The organism is Microcella alkalica, assembly GCF_014137945.1.
In the GTDB taxonomy this organism is placed as follows: domain Bacteria; phylum Actinomycetota; class Actinomycetes; order Actinomycetales; family Microbacteriaceae; genus Microcella; species Microcella alkalica.
On record NZ_JACGWX010000001.1, the window covers coordinates 249,719 to 264,895 of the forward strand.

A 15,177-nucleotide genomic window follows, 5' to 3' on the forward strand; every position below is an offset into this window, starting at 1 on the left:
GAGGGCTCTTCGCCTAGGCCCCTCCGTCCGGGGGACGGCCCTCGGCGAGAAGAGACAGATCGTGCGACGCGGCGGCCAGATGGTCGAGGACCTGATCGGTGACGGAGGCGAGCGCGCCCGGCGCCGCGTCGGCGTCGGAGAAGAAGGTCAGGGCCATGACGCACGCGGCGATCCGCCCCTGAACGGGGCCGTGCATGAGTTCGCTCAATCGGTGTCTCTCGCGCTCGACGGCGGCCTCGTGCTCCTCCTCGAGCCGATCGACCTCGCTCCGAATCCGCCTGAGCTCCCGCTCGTCGTCCTCGTTCGCGCGGACGATGACGAGACACGCGACCACGGTGGCGCACGACCCGATCAGCGTGCCTCCCAGGCTGGGGAGGATCGCCGCTCCTTGCCAGGTGATGGGGTCGATACCGCTGTGCAGCATCACCCAGGAGGAGACCAGGACGGCCGCGCCGATCGCGGCGAGGGTGACGTGCAGGGCGCGAGCCCGTCGCAGGGCGGGCGATCGTCGAGACACTTGAATCGTCGCCGCGAGCGCGACGCCGCCGCCGAGCGCGGCGATGACGATCTCCGTCGCGGCCAGAGGGCCGAACAGACGGGCTCCGTCGGGAAGCACGATGGCGACCGTCTGCCCTGAGACGCCCGCGGCCAGCAGCCAGGGACGGCCGACGGGGAAGTCGAACGCTTCACGGAGCGATGCGCGCCGCGATCTCGACTCGCCCGGGCCGTGCGCGGGCTTCGCCGAATCGACAAGGTCTGCCGTCTCGTCGTGGAGTCGGGAGAGCCTCAGGCTGATCTCGAGGAACGCGTCGCGGTCGAGACTCTGCTGCACCGTCAGGAGCCGACCCTGGAGGTCATCGAGAACCGGAGCGACGGTGCGACGGATGGTCTGCGCGAGTTGCCTCCGCATCTGCATGCCCGATTCCGCGGTGTGGGCGGTCGCCTCCTCCAGAGCGCGGCGCGCGGCCTCCAGCTCGCCGATCACGGACTGTCGGCGCCCGATCTGGGCGAACCCGTACACGATCGCCGGCCCCCAGGCCGCGGTCATCACGATCCAGGCGGCTGCTCGGAACAGGAGCTCGCCGGGAACGCCGGCCACGACCTCCGCGATGGCACTGCCCACGACGGCCCGGACGAGGCAGGACAAGACCCAGAGGGCGGCCACCGTCCAGATCGACAGGATCGCTCGGCGTCGTCGAGCGAGATGACCGCCGCCGACGAGGATCACCCCGGCGACAAGATGTTGAACGACGCCCGACAGCAGCGGCCACCACCACTGCGGGTACGGCGTGGCGGACTCGCGCAGCAGCACGATCGACAGGGTGCCGGGGAATAACGCGAGCCAGAGCATCCAGTGGGTGGCCCAGGGGCCGCCGAGCGCCTCCCGCAGAGTCACGCGGTCTCCGATTCGTCGGGTACTCAGCGCAACGGCCACGTTGCCATCCTGCACCAGTCGTAGAGATGAGAAGCGGCCGCCCCAGCTCAACCCGAATGAGCCGGGGACGGCCGCAGTGTCACTCGGCTCTCTCACCCGACCCGAACGGGCGAGTGAACCGGTTGCGGTCGGCGGCCCCGGGAGTCCCCCGACTCCCAACCGCTGTCCTTGCACTGATAGTGCTCCGTCCTCGACGGGGGCGCAAACATGGCGATCGCGCGGTGTTCGGATTTCGAACGCTCGGTCTACCGTGGCCGGATCCGACTGCGAGCCGGTCACCGCGGCAGCCCACGTAGACTCGTCGCGGTCGGCCGTCTGGCCGCCGGGAAGGGCGGTTCGGATGCGAGCGAGCGCGAGGCGGGCATCCGCCCTCATCGTCGCAGCCGCTGCGATCTCTGCGATCGTCGTGGGCTGCACCGCGGCCCCCGAGCCTCCCGTCGCGACGCCCTCGGGCGCGGCACTCACCCCCTCGTCATCCGCCTCCGCGTCGCCCGAACCCGAGCCAGTGGAGCCGGAGGTCCCTCCGTTCGACCCCGCGGCGGAGGCTGAGGCGAACCTCCCAGTCGTCGAACAGGCGCTCGCGCCAGTTGCGTCGGCAGGGGGGATCCCGGCCGGCCGCAGTGTCGTCGAGGCGCTCACCGCCGCAGGGATCCCGCTCGACGCGATCCAGATCACGCCCGACCGCACCGCGATCGGCCTCCCGGTCGACGCGCTGCTGCTCTCGGTGCGCTCGGGGGGATCGTGCGTGCTCGGGCAGTTCGACGGCGACGCTCTCACGACGACGACGGAGCCCGCGCTGGCCTCCGGGGCGTGCCTGTTGGGGGCGACGGCCTCTCTAGACTGAGAGCATGGCCGAATTCATCTACTCCATGGTCCGCGCCCGCAAGGCGGTCGGTGACAAGCTCATCCTCGATGACGTCACGATGTCGTTCTTCCCGGGCGCGAAGATCGGCATGGTCGGCCCGAACGGCGCCGGCAAGTCGACGATCATCAAGATCATGGCCGGCCTCGACCAGCCCTCCAACGGCGAGGCCCGCCTGAGCCCCGGCTACACGGTCGGCATCCTCATGCAGGAGCCCGAGCTCGACGAGTCGAAGACCGTTCTCGAGAACGTCCAGGACGGGGTGCGCGAGCTGCACGACAAGATCACGCGCTTCAACGAGATCTCCCTCGCCATGGCCGATCCCGACGCCGATTTCGATGCGCTGCTCGCCGAGATGGGAACGCTGCAGGAGGACATCGACGCCGCGAACGGGTGGGATCTCGACTCGCAGCTCGAGCAGGCGATGGATGCCCTGCGCTGCCCGCCGGGCGACGAGGTGATCACCCACCTCTCCGGAGGCGAGAAGCGCCGCGTCGCGCTCTGCAAGCTCCTTCTCGAGAAGCCGGACCTGCTGCTCCTCGACGAGCCCACGAACCACCTCGACGCCGAGAGCGTGCAGTGGCTCGAGCAGCACCTCCAGAAGTATCCGGGCGCCGTCATCGCCATCACGCACGACCGGTACTTCCTCGACCACGTCGCCGAATGGATCGCCGAGGTGGACCGCGGTCGCCTGTACCCGTACGAGGGCAACTACTCCACGTACCTCGAGAAGAAGGCCGCGCGCCTCCAGGTGCAGGGCAAGAAGGATGCCAAGCTCGCCAAGCGCCTCGAGAGCGAGCTCGAGTGGGTGCGCAGCAACGCCAAGGGCCGCCAGGCCAAATCGAAGGCCCGCCTCGCCCGCTACGAGGAGATGGCGGCGGAGGCGGAGAAGACGCGGAAGCTCGACTTCGAGGAGATCGTCATCCCCGTCGGCCCGCGTCTCGGCGCCCAGGTCATCGAGGCCTCGAAGCTCACGAAGGGCTTCGGCGACCGCGTGCTCATCGACGGGTTGAGCTTCACGCTGCCGCGAAACGGCATCGTCGGCATCATCGGCCCCAACGGCGTCGGCAAGACCACGTTGTTCAAGACCATCGTGGGCCTCGAGCCGCTGGACGGCGGCACGCTCAAGATCGGTGAGACGGTCGACATCTCGTACGTCGATCAGAGCCGCGGCGGCATCGACCCGAACAAGACGCTGTGGGAGGTCGTGAGCGACGGCCTCGACTACATCCAGGTCGGCAGGACCGAAATTCCCTCGCGCGCCTACGTCTCGCAGTTCGGCTTCAAGGGCCCCGACCAGCAGAAGAAGGCCGGGGTTCTGTCTGGCGGCGAGCGCAACCGCCTCAACCTCGCGCTCACGCTCAAGCAGGGCGGCAATCTGCTGCTGCTCGACGAGCCCACGAACGACCTCGACGTCGAGACGCTCGGCAGCCTCGAGAACGCGCTGCTGGAGTTCCCCGGCTGCGCCGTGGTCATCACCCACGACCGGTGGTTCCTCGACCGCATCGCCACGCACATCCTCGCCTGGGAGGGCACGGACGAGGACCCGAGCTACTGGCACTGGTTCGAGGGCAACTTCGAGTCGTACGAGGAGAATAAGATCGAGCGCCTCGGCCCGGACGCGGCCAAGCCGCACCGCTCGACGTACCGCAAGCTCACGCGCGACTAGGGCGGGGCGGCGACCAGCGCATGACGCGCATCCACGTTCCCATCGCTCTGCGCTGGAGCGACCTCGACGCCTACGGGCACGTCAACAACGCCCGCATGCTGACGCTCCTCGAGGAGGCGCGCATCGAGGTGTTCTGGCGCGGGCGCGGTGCCTCGGCGACGCCGTTGCCCGAGCTGCACATCGACGAGGGCGCGCAGAGCCTCATCGCGCGGCAGGAGGTCGAGTACCTCGCGCAGATCCCGCATCTGCGCGACCCGCTCGACGTGCAGCTCTGGATCGGCGCCCTCGGGGGAGCGAGCCTCGACGTCTGCTACGAGGTGTGCTCGCCCGAGGGGGCGGAGCCGCACGTCGTCTTCGCCCGCGCGATGTCGACGCTCGTCCTCGTCGACGAGCAGACCGGGCGGCCGCGTCGCATCAGCGACCGCGAGCGCGCGCTGTGGGGGCCGTACCTCGAGGAGCCCGTCGCCTTCCGGCGCCGGAGCTGACGCCGCGCCAGGCGCGCAGCGCCGCTAGGTCGCCGGCGCGAGCACCCAGAGCACCTCGCACCCCTCGGTCGTCGAGGCGTTCCGCCAGGTGTGCGGGTCGCGGCCGCGGAAGGTCATCGAGTCGCCCGTGCCGAGCTCGTGCTCGTCGTCCCCGAGAACGATCGTGAGCCGACCCGCGAGCACGTACACGAACTCGACGTCGCAGTCGAGGCTGTAGAGGTCGTCGCCGGCCGTGCCACCCGGTTCGATGATCGACCGGATCACCTCGACATCGGTCTGCGTGCCGGGCGTGAGGAGGACCTCCTGTGCCCCCTCGCCGCCGAAGTTGATGGGCGCGCCGTGGCCGGCGCGCACGATCTGCGAGGGCGGCGGCTCGAACAGCTCGCCGACCTTGAGGCCGACGGCCTCGCAGATGGCGACGAGTGAAGCCACGGAGGGCGAGACCTGGTCGCGCTCGAGCTTGCTCACGAACCCCTGGCTGATGCCGGCCGCCGTGGCCACCGCGTCGAGGGTGAGTCCGCGCGCGAGGCGAGCGGCTCGCAGGCGGGCGCCGATCTTCACGTCGCTCGTCATGTCTCTATCCTGGGCCATTTCCCCCTCGTCCGCCGTCGGTCTCAGTCGTGCTCGATCGCGACCGCCCGCACGGGAGCCCCGTCAGCGGCCTCGAGCTTGAGCGGCAGGACCGAGATCAGGGGATGCCCGCTCGCGATCGCGCCGAGATTGGTCAGGTTCTCGATGATGACGCCTCCGACCTCGGCGATGAGGTGATGGCAGGGGAACCCGACGCCCGGGTGCTCGGCGTCGGGCGTCTCGTCGAGGTTGACGGCGTCGATCCCGATCGTTCGGATGCCGCGCTCGAGCAGCAGCGCGCACGCCTCGGCGTCGAGGTAGGGGTGGTCGAAGTAGGCGGCCGTGCCATAGTGGTCGCTCCATCCTGTGCGGAGGAGCACGATGCGTCCGGGCTGCAGGCGCTCGACGACCGGAGCGATGTGCGCGGGGGTGATGCGTCCGCGGGGGCCCGCGTCCCGGGCATCCACGATCACGCCCTCGCCGACGAAGCGGTCGAGGGGCAGCTCGTCGATGCGGGGGGTGGCGTCGTCGAAGTGGAAGGGCGCGTCGACGTGCGTCCCGCTCTGCGACCCCATTGTGACGGCGAGCAGGTTGAAGCCGTCGCGCGCGATCGTGCTGTGCGGAGTGAGCGAGACGACGGGGTCGCCGGGGTACACCTGCGTCGCGCTCGACAGCGCGACCGAGAGATCAACGACACGATTTATCTTCATAGGCAAGAACTTTTGCACATCAGGCATATCCGGGTCTATATTCGGGCCAACCCCGCACGTCCACCCCGATGAGAAGGAACCTTCATGACGGACAACAGAGTCGTTGTCGATCATTCCGACGTCGCCCTCAACGCCCGACCGCGCGCGACCGAGATCGAGCAGCGCGGCATCGACACCGTTCCCGATGCCGATCGCACTTCGACGTGGGTCGACCTCATGCGCATCCAGTTCGGCGGCGCGAACACCTTCGCCACGGTCCTGCTCGGCACCTTCCCGATCGTGCTCGGCCTGTCGTTCTGGGAGGCGGTCGGCGCGACCGTGCTCGGCCTCGCCGTCGGCATCCTCGTCCTCATGCCGATGGGCCTCTTCGGCCCGAAGACGGGCACCAACAACGCCGTGTCCTCCGGCGCGTTCTTCGGGGTCCGGGGCCGCGTCGTCGGCTCGTTCCTCTCGCTCCTCACGGCCGTCGCGTTCTACTCGATCTCGGTGTGGGTCGGCGGCGACGCCCTCGTCGGCGCGCTCAACCGACTGCTCGGCGTGCCCGACTCGGTCGGCCTGCGCACGCTCATCTACGGCGTCATCGGGCTGATCGTGATCATCGTCGTCGTGTACGGCTACCAGTTCATGCTGCTCATCAACAAGACCGCGGTCATCGCGAACTCGGTGCTCTTCCTGCTCGCGATCGTCGCGTTCTCGGGCACGTTCGACGCCGGCTACGACCCGGGCCCCGAGGCTTACGCGCTCGGCAGCTTCTGGCCGACGTTCGTGCTCTCGGCGCTCATCGTCATGTCGAACCCCGTGTCGTTCGGCGCGTTCCTCGGTGACTGGTCGCGGTACATCCCCGCCACGACGCCCGCGCGCAAGCTCTTCGGCGCGACTGCGCTCGGGCAGGGCCTCACGATCATCCCGTTCCTGTTCGGCGTCGCGACCGCGACCCTCGTCGCCGGCGAGGCCGACTACGTCTTCGCGCTCATCCAGGAGTCGCCTCTCTGGTACGCCGTGCTGCTCATGGTCGTCGCCTTCATCGGCGGTCTCTCCACGGGCTCGACCTCGCTCTACGGCACGGGCCTGGACTTCTCGTCGGTCTTCCCGCGCTTCAGCCGCGTGCAGGCGACGATCTTCATCGGCGTCATCGCGTTCCTGTTCATCCTGCTCGGTCGCCTCTTCTTCGACCTGCTGGGCGCCGTCAACGCGTTCGTCGGCGCCATCATCGTCACCACGGTTCCGTGGATGATCATCATGGCGATCGGCTACTTCGTCCGTCGCGGATCGTTCGACCGCTCCGACCTCCAGGTCTTCAACCGCGGCGAGACCGGCGGCCGGTACTGGTTCTCGAACGGCGTCAACTGGCGCGGCATGGTCGCGTGGGTCGTCTCCGCCGTGCTCGGCCTGCTCTTCGCGTACTTCCCGCCCGTCATCGAGGGCCCGCTGAGCGGGGTCGCCGGCGGCGTCGACCTGAGCCTCATCGTCGCGATCGTCTCGGCGGCGGTGCTCTACATCGGCGCCCTCATGCTCTTCCCGGAGCCGACGTACGTGTTCCCGCCCGACGGGCCGCGCGTCGTCCGCGAGCAGAGCGCGCCGCTCACGCCCATCGAGACCGACCACCGGTCGGGGGCGGCGAAGGCCGCGGCGCGCCGCGCCGGCTGAGCGGATGCCCGGGGCGGCCCCGCAGACCGCTCCGGGCTCCCCGCCCGCTCGCCCCGGGCATCCCGACCCGACGCATACCAGGAGGACCCCGTGGAGCAGCGCACGCCCCGCGTCACCGAGAACGGCAACATCGGCCAGGTAGACGCGACCCAGGTGCCCCGCTACGGCGGCGCCGCTACGTTCGCGCGGTTGCCGAGGTGGGACGAGGTCGACCGCGCCGACGTCGTCGTGCTCGGCGTGCCCTTCGACACCGGGGTGAGCTACCGGCCGGGGGCGCGCTTCGGGCCGTCGCACATCCGCGAGTCGTCGCGCCTGCTGCGGCCCTACAACCCTGCGCAGGATGCGAAGCCGTTCGCGATGCAGCAGGTCGTCGACGCCGGCGATATCGGCGTGAACCCCTTCGACATCGCCGAAGCGCTCGCGACGATCGAGGCCGAGGCGACGCGCGTGCTCGACTCGGGAGCGCAGCTGCTCACTCTCGGAGGCGACCACACGATCGCGCTGCCGCTGCTGCGCGCGATGCACGCGAAGCACGGGCCCATCGCGGTCGTGCACTTCGACGCCCACCTCGATACGTGGGACACCTACTTCGGCGCCGACTACACGCACGGCACGCCGTTCCGCCGCGCGTCGGAGGAGGGGCTGCTCGCGCACGACTCCTGCCTGCACGTCGGGATCCGCGGGCCGCTGTACACGGCCGACGACCTCACGGAGGACGGCGACCTGGGCTTCCAGATCGTGCACTCGACCGAGATGGATGCCCTCGGGGCTCCCGGCGTCATCGAGCGCATGAGGGCGCGCGTCGGCGATCGCCCCGTCTACGTCTCGATCGACATCGACGTGCTCGACCCCGCGTTCGCGCCCGGGACCGGCACGCCCGAGGCGGGCGGATTCACGAGCCGGGAGCTGCTCGCGATGCTGCGGGGCTTCGCCGACGTGAACCTCGTCGGCGCCGACATCGTCGAGGTCGCGCCCGCCTACGACCACGCGCAGATCACGGGCATCGCCGCAGCGCACGTCGCGTACGAGCTGCTCACCGTCATGGCGCGACGCCGGAGCGCGTCGTGAGCGCGGCGGCTGCGCCCGACGCGTCCGTCGTCGCGGCCGTGCTCGCGGCCGCCGACGCGATCGTCGACGACTTCGCCCACCACCGCACCGAGGCGTACTTCGCCGGCTTCGCCGAGGACGCGACCTTCGTCTTCCACACTGCCGACCGCCGGCTCCAGAGCCGGGCGGAGTACGAGGCGCTGTGGGCGCAGTGGGAGCGCGAGGACGGCTTCCGCGTGCACGCCTGCCGATCGAGCGACCGCTGCGTGCAGCTGCTCGGCGACATCGCGATCTTCACGCACTCCGTCGATTCGCGCATCGAGCTCGGTGGCTCGGTCGACGACGTGACCGAGCGCGAGACGATCGTCTTCGCGCTGCGCGACGGCCGGTGGGTCGCCGTGCACGAGCATCTCTCGCCGCGCGCCTAGCGCTCCACGGCGCACGATCACTCCTGCGGAATGCGGACCATGCCCTCTTGCGCGACGCTCGCGACGAGCACGCCCTCGCGCGTGAAGATGCGGCCCATCGACAGCCCGCGGCCGCCGATCGCGTTCGGCGACTCCTGCACGTAGCAGAGCCACTCGTCGACGCGCGCGGGGCGGTGCCACCACATCGCGTGGTCGAGGCTCGCCATCTTCAGACCCGGCGTCGCCCACGACTGGCCGTGGCGGCGGAGGATCGGTTCGAGGATGGAGTAGTCGCTCGCGTAGGCGAGCGCGGCGCGATGCAGGTTCTCGTCCTCGGGCAACGGGCTCAGGGCGCGCAGCCACACCGCCTGGTGCGCCACTCGTTCGCTGCCACCACCGAAGTAGAGGTGGCCGGGCGCGTGCCGCAGGTCGAAGGGTCGCGCCGTCGCCCAGAAGCGCGCGACGGGGTGGTCGAACTGCTCGAGCACCTCCCGCGTGCTCGGGAGATCCTCCGGCTGCGGGATCCCCTCGGGCATCGCCGCCTGGTGCTCGAGCCCGGGGTCGTCGTCCTGGAAGGAGGCGATCATCGACAGGATCGGCACGCCCTTCTGGAACGCCTGGGTGCGCCGCGTCGAGAACGAGCGGCCGTCGTGGATGCGGTCGACGGAGAACGTGATCGGCTCGTTCACGTCGCCCGGGCGCAGGAAGTAGCCGTGCATCGAGTGGATGAGCCGGTCGCCCTCCACGGTTCGCGTCGCTGCGAGCACCGACTGCGCCATCACCTGCCCGCCGAAGACGCGGCCCTGCGGCATCCACTGGCTGGGGGCGGTGAAGATGTCCTCCGTGGTGCGCGCGCCGGTGTCGGCGAGGTCGAGCGCCTTCAGCATCGCGGCGACGGGGTCGGGGGCGGCGTCGGCGTAGGGGGAGGTGTCGGGGGGCGGGGCGTCGGTCACGCCCGTAGTCTAGGGAGCGATGTCGAGCATCCTCTCCCTCCCCGACGCGGCTGCGGCGCACGATCTGCAGGTGCTCCTCGGGCGCGCGGCGAGGCTTGACGAGAACGCCGCCGTGCGGCTCATCCTCGACTCGGGCGTGCTCGCCGTGTACGTCGCGGTGCTCGCCCCCCGCGGCCTGCTCGATCGCGGACCGACCGTGCTCGGGCTGCGCACGCTCGACGCCGAGGGAGAGCCGTTCGACGAGGTCGTCCCGATCCGGTCCCTTCTGGCGAAGACGGATGCGGCGGTCGCCTCTGCGACGGACGGCCCCGTCGCGCTGACCCTGCCCACGAGCGTCAACACGGTGGTCTGGGCGGCGATCTCGCCGCCCCGCGGCGGGTGGCAGCGCATGCAGCCGATCGAGGCATCCGTCTTCGATGGCGCGGCCCGCGCGGGTATCGACGAGGTCGCGGCGGCGGTGCCGGACGCGCTCGGCTCTGATCTCGTGCATCGCGTTCGCACCGAGGTGTGGGGGAGGCCGATCGAGGGCCTCGACCACGTGCCGGCGGGCGCGGCGTTCGCGGCGTTCTCTCTCGGATTCCTCGGCGAGGACGCCGTCGAGCAGTTCGCGTCGGGCTCGTGGCTGCGGTTCTCGACGCAGCGCGGGCATGTGCTCGTCAAGCAGGCCGGCTGGACGCTCGGGCGCTGAGGCCCGCCCGCTCATCGGCGGGTCGCCCTTGTCTTCCCAGCCCGGTCTGGCTACGGTCGAGGCAACTCGGGGCAACGGTGCCCCGGTCAGTCATGCGGCCCACCGGCCGACGGCTGTGAGGATCGACCGCCCTCGGCTCACCCGCACGAGGAGCGGCGGATCGGAGATGCGATGCGAACCACTGTGCCCGAAACGCGAATCGAGGCGGAGCTTCCGAGCCCGCCCGAGGAGCTCGTGCAGCTGCTCGACCACGAGGGTCGGCGCGTGGGGGATCCGCTCTACGATCCGTACGTCTCCGACGTCTCGGGCGAGGCTCTCGTCCGCCTCTACGAGGATCTCGTCGTCGTGCGCCGCATCGACGTCGAGGCGACGGCCCTCCAGCGCCAGGGTCAGCTCGGGCTCTGGCCGCCGCTGCTCGGGCAGGAGGCCGCCCAGGTCGGCTCGGCCCGGGCCCTTCGCGCCGACGACTTCGTCTTCTCGAGCTACCGCGAGAACGCCGTCGCCTACTGCCGGGGCGTCGAGCTGCCGCAGCTCGTCGAGGTCTGGCGCGGCACCGCCCAGTCGGGCTGGAACCCGTTCGCCGTCAACATGGCGACGCCGCAGATCGTCATCGGCGCGCAGACCCTCCACGCCGTGGGCTACGCGGTCGGCTGCCGGCACGACGGCGTCGACACCGCGACCATCACCTACTTCGGCGACGGCGCCACGACGCAGGGCGACGTCAACGAGGCCATGGTCTTCGCCGCGTCCTTCGGCGCGCCAGTCGTGTTCTTCTGCCAGAACAACCAGTGGGCGATCTCCGAGCCGGTCGGGCTGCAGGCCAAGCGCCCGATCGCCGAGCGCGCTCCCGGCTTCGGCATCCCGAGCATCCGCGTCGACGGCAACGACGTCCTCGCCGTGCTCGCCGCGACGCGCCGCGCCCTCGAGCGGGCCCACCGCGGGGATGGCCCCACCTTCATCGAGGCCGTGACGTACCGCATGGGACCGCACACGACCTCGGACGACCCGAGCCGCTACGTCGATCCGCTGCAGCGCGAGGAGTGGGCGGCGAAGGACCCGATCGCGCGGGTGGAGGCGCACCTGCGCGAGTCGGGCATCCTGACCGACGCGGTCGCCGCATCCGTCGCCGCGACGGCCGACGAGGTAGCCGCCGCCTTCCGAGCCGGCTGCCTCACCCTGCCGAACCCCGCGCCGCTGTCGGTGTTCGACCACGTGTACGCCGAGCCGCATGCGGGGCTCGCGCGCCAGCGCTCGCAGCAGGAGGCCTACCTTCGCAGCGTCGGCGAGCTCGAGGGAGGCGCGGAATGACCGAGCTCACTCTCGCGAAGGCCGTCAACTCGGGCCTGCGCCGCGCGCTCTCGGACGACGACCGCGTCGTGCTGCTGGGTGAGGACATCGGCCAGCTGGGCGGCGTCTTCCGCGTGACCGACGGCCTCCAGCGCGACTTCGGCACAGATCGCGTGATGGATATGCCGCTCGCGGAATCCGGCATCATCGGCATGGCCATCGGTCTCGCCTACCGCGGCTTCCGGCCCGTGTGCGAGATCCAGTTCGACGGCTTCATCTACCCGGCGTTCGACCAGATCGTCGCGCAGGTGGCGAAGCTGCACTACCGGACGCGCGGCGCCGTGCGCATGCCGATCACGATCCGCGTGCCGTTCGGCGGCGGCATCGGCGCGGTCGAGCACCACTCCGAGTCGCCGGAGGCGTACTTCGCGCACACCGCGGGGCTGCGCGTCGTGACGTGCTCGACGCCGCAGGACGCGCACACGATGATCCGCCAGGCGATCGCGTGCGACGACCCCGTGCTGTTCTTCGAGCCCAAGCGCCGCTACTGGACGAAGGGCGAGGTCGAAGAGGACGCCGAGTTCCCGTTCGACCGGGCGCGCGTCGTGCTCGAGGGCGCCGACGTCACGATCGTCGCCTACGGGCCGCTCGTCGCGACCGCGATCGACGCCGCGATCGCCGCGAGCGACGACGGCATCTCGATCGAGGTCATCGACCTCCGCTCGCTCTCCCCGCTCGATCTCGACACGGTCGAGGCGAGCGTGCGGAAGACCGGGCGGCTCGTCATCACCCACGAGGCCGCGCAGTTCGGCGGGCTCGGCGCGGAGATCGCCGCGAGCATCACCGACCGCTGCTTCCTGCACCTCGAGGCGGCGCCCGCGCGCGTCACGGGCTTCGACACTCCCTACCCCAGCGCCAGGGCGGAAGAGCACTTCCTGCCCGATCTCGACCGCATCCTCGACGGCGTCGACCGCGTGCTCGGCCGCCAGAACGCCCTCACCGGCTGGAGCGCCTCATGACCGTCCACGACTTCCGCCTCCCCGACCTCGGCGAGGGCCTCACCGAGAGCGAGATCGTCGAGTGGCACGTCGCGGTCGGCGACCGCGTGACGCTCAACCAGACGCTCGCCGACGTCGAGACGGCGAAGGCGATCGTGCAGCTGCCGTCGCCGTTCGCGGGCATCGTCGCGGCCATCCACGCCGAGCCGGGAACGACCGTCCAGGTGGGCGCTCCGATCGTCTCGATCGAGGTCGCGGCGGATGTTGCGCTCGCGTCGAGCGCCGGCGACGCGTCGCCCGCCGCCGAGGTGCCCCCGGCGTGGGCGGGATCCGCGCCCCCCGTCTCGACCCTCGCGGCCCCCGAGTCGGAGGCGCCCTCCGCTGCCGAGGTCGCCGAGCCCGCCGCCGAGCGGCAGTCGGTACTCGTCGGCTACGGCCCCGCCGTCGAGACCGGCCGGCGCCCCAGGCGCAAGGCTCGCAGCCTGCCCGAGCGATCGGCTGACCGGTCGACCGTCGGCGGCCCGGCCGGCAGCGGCGGGGGAGCGGGCCGCGGCCCGAACGCGCCCCGGGGCGCCGCGCTCGCCACCCCGCCCGTGCGGAAGCTCGCGCACGACCTCGGCGTCGACCTCTCCGAGGTCGATGGAACGGGCGACAGCGGCCAGGTCACGCGCGCCGATGTGACCCGCTTCGCCGGGAGCGGTCGAGCCGCGGCATCCGCCCCGTCGACGACCGGGGCGCCCGGCGCTCGCGCTGACGGCCGCCCCGCCGAGGTGCGCCACCCGATCAAGGGCGTGCGCAAGGCGACGGCCGAGGCGATGGTGCGCAGCGCGTTCACGGCGCCGCACGTGACCGAGTTCCTCACGGTCGACGTCACGGCGTCGAGCGAGCTCCTCGCGCGGCTCAAGGCGCGCGGGAAGAGCGCGTCGATGCTCGCGCTCGTGAGCAAGGCGTTGTGCATCGCCGTCGAGCGGAATCCGAGCCTCAACGCGCGCTGGGACGAGTCGAGCAACGAGATCGTCGAGCTGCGCGACGTCGGCCTCGGGATCGCCGTCGCGACGCCGCGCGGGCTGCTCGTGCCGAGCATCCCCGACGCGGGGTCGATGACGGTGCCGCAGCTGGCCGACGCGATCCGCGAGCTCGCGGCGACCGCGCGCGACGGCCGCACTCCGCCGTCGTCGCTCAGCGGCGGCACGATCACGATCACCAACATCGGCGTCTTCGGCGTTGACGCGGGAACGCCGATCATCGTGCCCGGCGAGGCGGCGATCCTCGCGATGGGCGCCGTGCGGCGCACGCCCTGGGAGTTCGAGGGGGGCATCGCGCTGCGCGACGTCATGACGCTGAGCGTGTCGTTCGACCACCGCATGGTCGACGGCGAGCAGGGGTCGCGGTTCCTTACCGACATCGGCGGGATCCTGAACGACCCGGCGAGCGTGCTCGCGCTCGTCTGAGCCTCGCGCGGGGCGTGGCGCCGCCCCGCGCCGCCCGCTCGCCTCGCGGCAGCGATCTCGCCCGGGTGAGCCCGAAAGTTGCAACTGAGCCCGAACTTTCGCACTCATGTGCGACTTTCGGGCACAAGAGGAGCGGATGTGGAGGGGCCGACTCGCCGCTGGTCGCGGCGCGGCTACGCAGCCAGCGCCGCGAGCGCCATGCTCTCGAGGATGCTCCGCGCCGCCCGCGCCCCGCCGCGCGAGCTGTGCGGTGTCGAGTTGATGAGCCCGAAGCACGCGTGCGCACGGGTGCGCAGTGCGACCCGCGCGTCCGCCGGACGCAGCCGCGCCAGCACGTCGACCCACAGCTCGACGTACTCCCGCTGCAGCGTGCGCACGGTGTGCCGATCGTCGCCGGCGAGCGAGTCGAGGTCGTGATCCTGCACGCGGATGATGTCGGCGTTCGCGAGGGCGAAGTCGACGTGGAAGGCGACGAGGCCGGCGAGCGCGGCGGCATCCGACGTCGCGCCGGCCACGACGGCCCGCCCGCCCTCGAGCAGCCCCTCGCTCGCGCCGACGAGGATCGCCGCGAGCACCGCCTGCTTGCTCGCGAAGTGCTTGTAGACGGCGGGCCCGCTGACCCCCGCCGCGGCGCCGAGCTCGTCGAGCGAGACGCGCGGGAATCCGCGCTCGGCGAAGAGCTGCGCGGCCGCCCGCAGCAGGGCCGCCCGCCGCTCGGCCTTGGCCCTGTCGCGCGCCGTCGCGAGGCCGGGGGAGGCCCCGGCACGCGCATCCGTCGTCGCCGTCATGCGGCCAGTGTAGACATCCCGGTGAACGATGACTAACCTGAACTGGTGAGCGACCGTTAACCGAACGGTCGCCCGGCACCCAGATCGCAGCAGGGCCAGAAGCCCTCGACGAGAAGGAGCGGTCGATGGCGACCCTCGGCACGAGCATCCCCGCCGCATCGGCGGCGGGCGGCGCGTCGA

General features: G+C 71.2%; 15 protein-coding genes. 10 read left to right on the forward strand and 5 right to left on the reverse strand.

The features are described from left to right. Nucleotides 1-13: 13 nt before the first annotated feature. Nucleotides 14-1,396 (reverse strand): sensor histidine kinase, encoded by a 1,383-nt coding sequence (locus FHX53_RS01220; RefSeq protein ID WP_182489432.1) that lies wholly within the window; start codon nt 1,394-1,396, stop codon nt 14-16. A 379-nt stretch (nt 1,397-1,775) separates the two neighbouring features. Here FHX53_RS01220 and FHX53_RS01225 point away from each other — a divergent pair, with 379 nt between their 5' ends. From FHX53_RS01225 to FHX53_RS01235, 3 genes are read left to right on the forward strand one after another with little or no spacing between them, the layout of a single operon-like run. Then, nucleotides 1,776-2,279: a DUF6993 domain-containing protein gene (locus tag FHX53_RS01225; RefSeq protein WP_182489434.1), complete on the forward strand. Its 504-nt coding sequence runs from the start codon at nt 1,776-1,778 to the stop codon at nt 2,277-2,279. Nucleotides 2,280-2,283: 4 nt separating this feature from the next. Further along, a complete protein-coding gene (ettA, locus tag FHX53_RS01230) occupies nt 2,284-3,966 on the forward strand; it encodes an energy-dependent translational throttle protein EttA (protein WP_182489436.1) in 1,683 nt (560 codons plus the stop codon). 20 nt (nt 3,967-3,986) lie between these two features. Beyond that, nucleotides 3,987-4,451, forward strand: a complete 465-nt coding sequence (locus FHX53_RS01235; protein ID WP_182489438.1) for an acyl-CoA thioesterase — start codon at nt 3,987-3,989, stop codon at nt 4,449-4,451. A 24-nt stretch (nt 4,452-4,475) separates the two neighbouring features. On the opposite strand, the gene FHX53_RS01240 is transcribed toward FHX53_RS01235, so the two are convergent. Both FHX53_RS01240 and FHX53_RS01245 read right to left on the reverse strand, forming a co-directional pair. After that, nucleotides 4,476-5,024, reverse strand: coding sequence for a helix-turn-helix domain-containing protein (locus FHX53_RS01240; RefSeq protein WP_220476071.1), 549 nt, complete (start codon nt 5,022-5,024; stop codon nt 4,476-4,478). Between the two features lie 41 nt (nt 5,025-5,065). Next, entirely contained in the window at nt 5,066-5,731 is a 666-nt protein-coding gene (locus FHX53_RS01245) for a cyclase family protein (RefSeq protein WP_182489442.1), read from the reverse strand. Between the two features lie 84 nt (nt 5,732-5,815). On the opposite strand from FHX53_RS01245, the gene FHX53_RS01250 reads away from it, so the two are divergent. From FHX53_RS01250 to FHX53_RS01260, 3 genes are all read left to right on the forward strand, one after another. After that, a complete protein-coding gene (locus tag FHX53_RS01250) occupies nt 5,816-7,378 on the forward strand; it encodes a purine-cytosine permease family protein (RefSeq protein ID WP_182489444.1) in 1,563 nt (520 codons plus the stop codon). A 90-nt stretch (nt 7,379-7,468) separates the two neighbouring features. Next, a complete protein-coding gene (speB, locus tag FHX53_RS01255; RefSeq protein WP_182489446.1) occupies nt 7,469-8,446 on the forward strand; it encodes an agmatinase in 978 nt (325 codons plus the stop codon). Next, on the forward strand, nt 8,443-8,853 hold the full coding sequence (locus FHX53_RS01260; RefSeq protein WP_182489448.1) for a nuclear transport factor 2 family protein: 411 nt from the start codon (nt 8,443-8,445) through the stop codon (nt 8,851-8,853). Before speB ends, FHX53_RS01260 begins: the two co-directional genes overlap by 4 nt. Before the next feature lie 17 nt (nt 8,854-8,870). On the opposite strand, the gene FHX53_RS01265 is transcribed toward FHX53_RS01260, so the two are convergent. Continuing rightward, nucleotides 8,871-9,719, reverse strand: coding sequence for an acyl-CoA thioesterase (locus FHX53_RS01265; protein ID WP_182490096.1), 849 nt, complete (start codon nt 9,717-9,719; stop codon nt 8,871-8,873). Nucleotides 9,720-9,804: 85 nt separating this feature from the next. On the opposite strand from FHX53_RS01265, the gene FHX53_RS01270 reads away from it, so the two are divergent. From FHX53_RS01270 to FHX53_RS01285, 4 genes are all read left to right on the forward strand, one after another. Further along, nucleotides 9,805-10,473, forward strand: coding sequence for a DUF8185 domain-containing protein (locus FHX53_RS01270; RefSeq protein WP_182489450.1), 669 nt, complete (start codon nt 9,805-9,807; stop codon nt 10,471-10,473). 171 nt (nt 10,474-10,644) lie between these two features. After that, a complete protein-coding gene (pdhA, locus tag FHX53_RS01275; RefSeq protein ID WP_182489452.1) occupies nt 10,645-11,781 on the forward strand; it encodes a pyruvate dehydrogenase (acetyl-transferring) E1 component subunit alpha in 1,137 nt (378 codons plus the stop codon). Beyond that, a complete protein-coding gene (locus FHX53_RS01280) occupies nt 11,778-12,779 on the forward strand; it encodes an alpha-ketoacid dehydrogenase subunit beta (protein ID WP_182489454.1) in 1,002 nt (333 codons plus the stop codon). Before pdhA ends, FHX53_RS01280 begins: the two co-directional genes overlap by 4 nt. Next, a complete protein-coding gene (locus FHX53_RS01285; RefSeq protein ID WP_182489455.1) occupies nt 12,776-14,209 on the forward strand; it encodes a dihydrolipoamide acetyltransferase family protein in 1,434 nt (477 codons plus the stop codon). Before FHX53_RS01280 ends, FHX53_RS01285 begins: the two co-directional genes overlap by 4 nt. Nucleotides 14,210-14,382: 173 nt before the next feature. Here the strand turns inward: FHX53_RS01285 and FHX53_RS01290 are convergent, their stop codons facing one another. Then, nucleotides 14,383-14,997 (reverse strand): TetR/AcrR family transcriptional regulator, encoded by a 615-nt coding sequence (locus FHX53_RS01290; RefSeq protein WP_182489457.1) that lies wholly within the window; start codon nt 14,995-14,997, stop codon nt 14,383-14,385. Nucleotides 14,998-15,177: the final 180 nt, after the last annotated feature.

Bases quoted from the DNA above. Each gene is read 5' to 3' on its own strand.
- FHX53_RS01225 (WP_182489434.1), top strand. From the start codon at position 1,776: ATGCGAGCGAGCGCGAGGCGGGCATCCGCCCTCATCGTCGCAGCCGCT.
- ettA (WP_182489436.1), top strand. From the start codon at position 2,284: ATGGCCGAATTCATCTACTCCATGGTCCGCGCCCGCAAGGCGGTCGGT.
- FHX53_RS01235 (WP_182489438.1), top strand. From the start codon at position 3,987: ATGACGCGCATCCACGTTCCCATCGCTCTGCGCTGGAGCGACCTCGAC.
- FHX53_RS01240 (WP_220476071.1), bottom strand. From the start codon at position 5,024: ATGACGAGCGACGTGAAGATCGGCGCCCGCCTGCGAGCCGCTCGCCTC.
- FHX53_RS01245 (WP_182489442.1), bottom strand. From the start codon at position 5,731: ATGAAGATAAATCGTGTCGTTGATCTCTCGGTCGCGCTGTCGAGCGCG.
- FHX53_RS01250 (WP_182489444.1), top strand. From the start codon at position 5,816: ATGACGGACAACAGAGTCGTTGTCGATCATTCCGACGTCGCCCTCAAC.
- FHX53_RS01265 (WP_182490096.1), bottom strand. From the start codon at position 9,719: ATGCTGAAGGCGCTCGACCTCGCCGACACCGGCGCGCGCACCACGGAG.
- FHX53_RS01270 (WP_182489450.1), top strand. From the start codon at position 9,805: ATGTCGAGCATCCTCTCCCTCCCCGACGCGGCTGCGGCGCACGATCTG.
- pdhA (WP_182489452.1), top strand. From the start codon at position 10,645: ATGCGAACCACTGTGCCCGAAACGCGAATCGAGGCGGAGCTTCCGAGC.
- FHX53_RS01280 (WP_182489454.1), top strand. From the start codon at position 11,778: ATGACCGAGCTCACTCTCGCGAAGGCCGTCAACTCGGGCCTGCGCCGC.
- FHX53_RS01285 (WP_182489455.1), top strand. From the start codon at position 12,776: ATGACCGTCCACGACTTCCGCCTCCCCGACCTCGGCGAGGGCCTCACC.
- FHX53_RS01290 (WP_182489457.1), bottom strand. From the start codon at position 14,997: ATGACGGCGACGACGGATGCGCGTGCCGGGGCCTCCCCCGGCCTCGCG.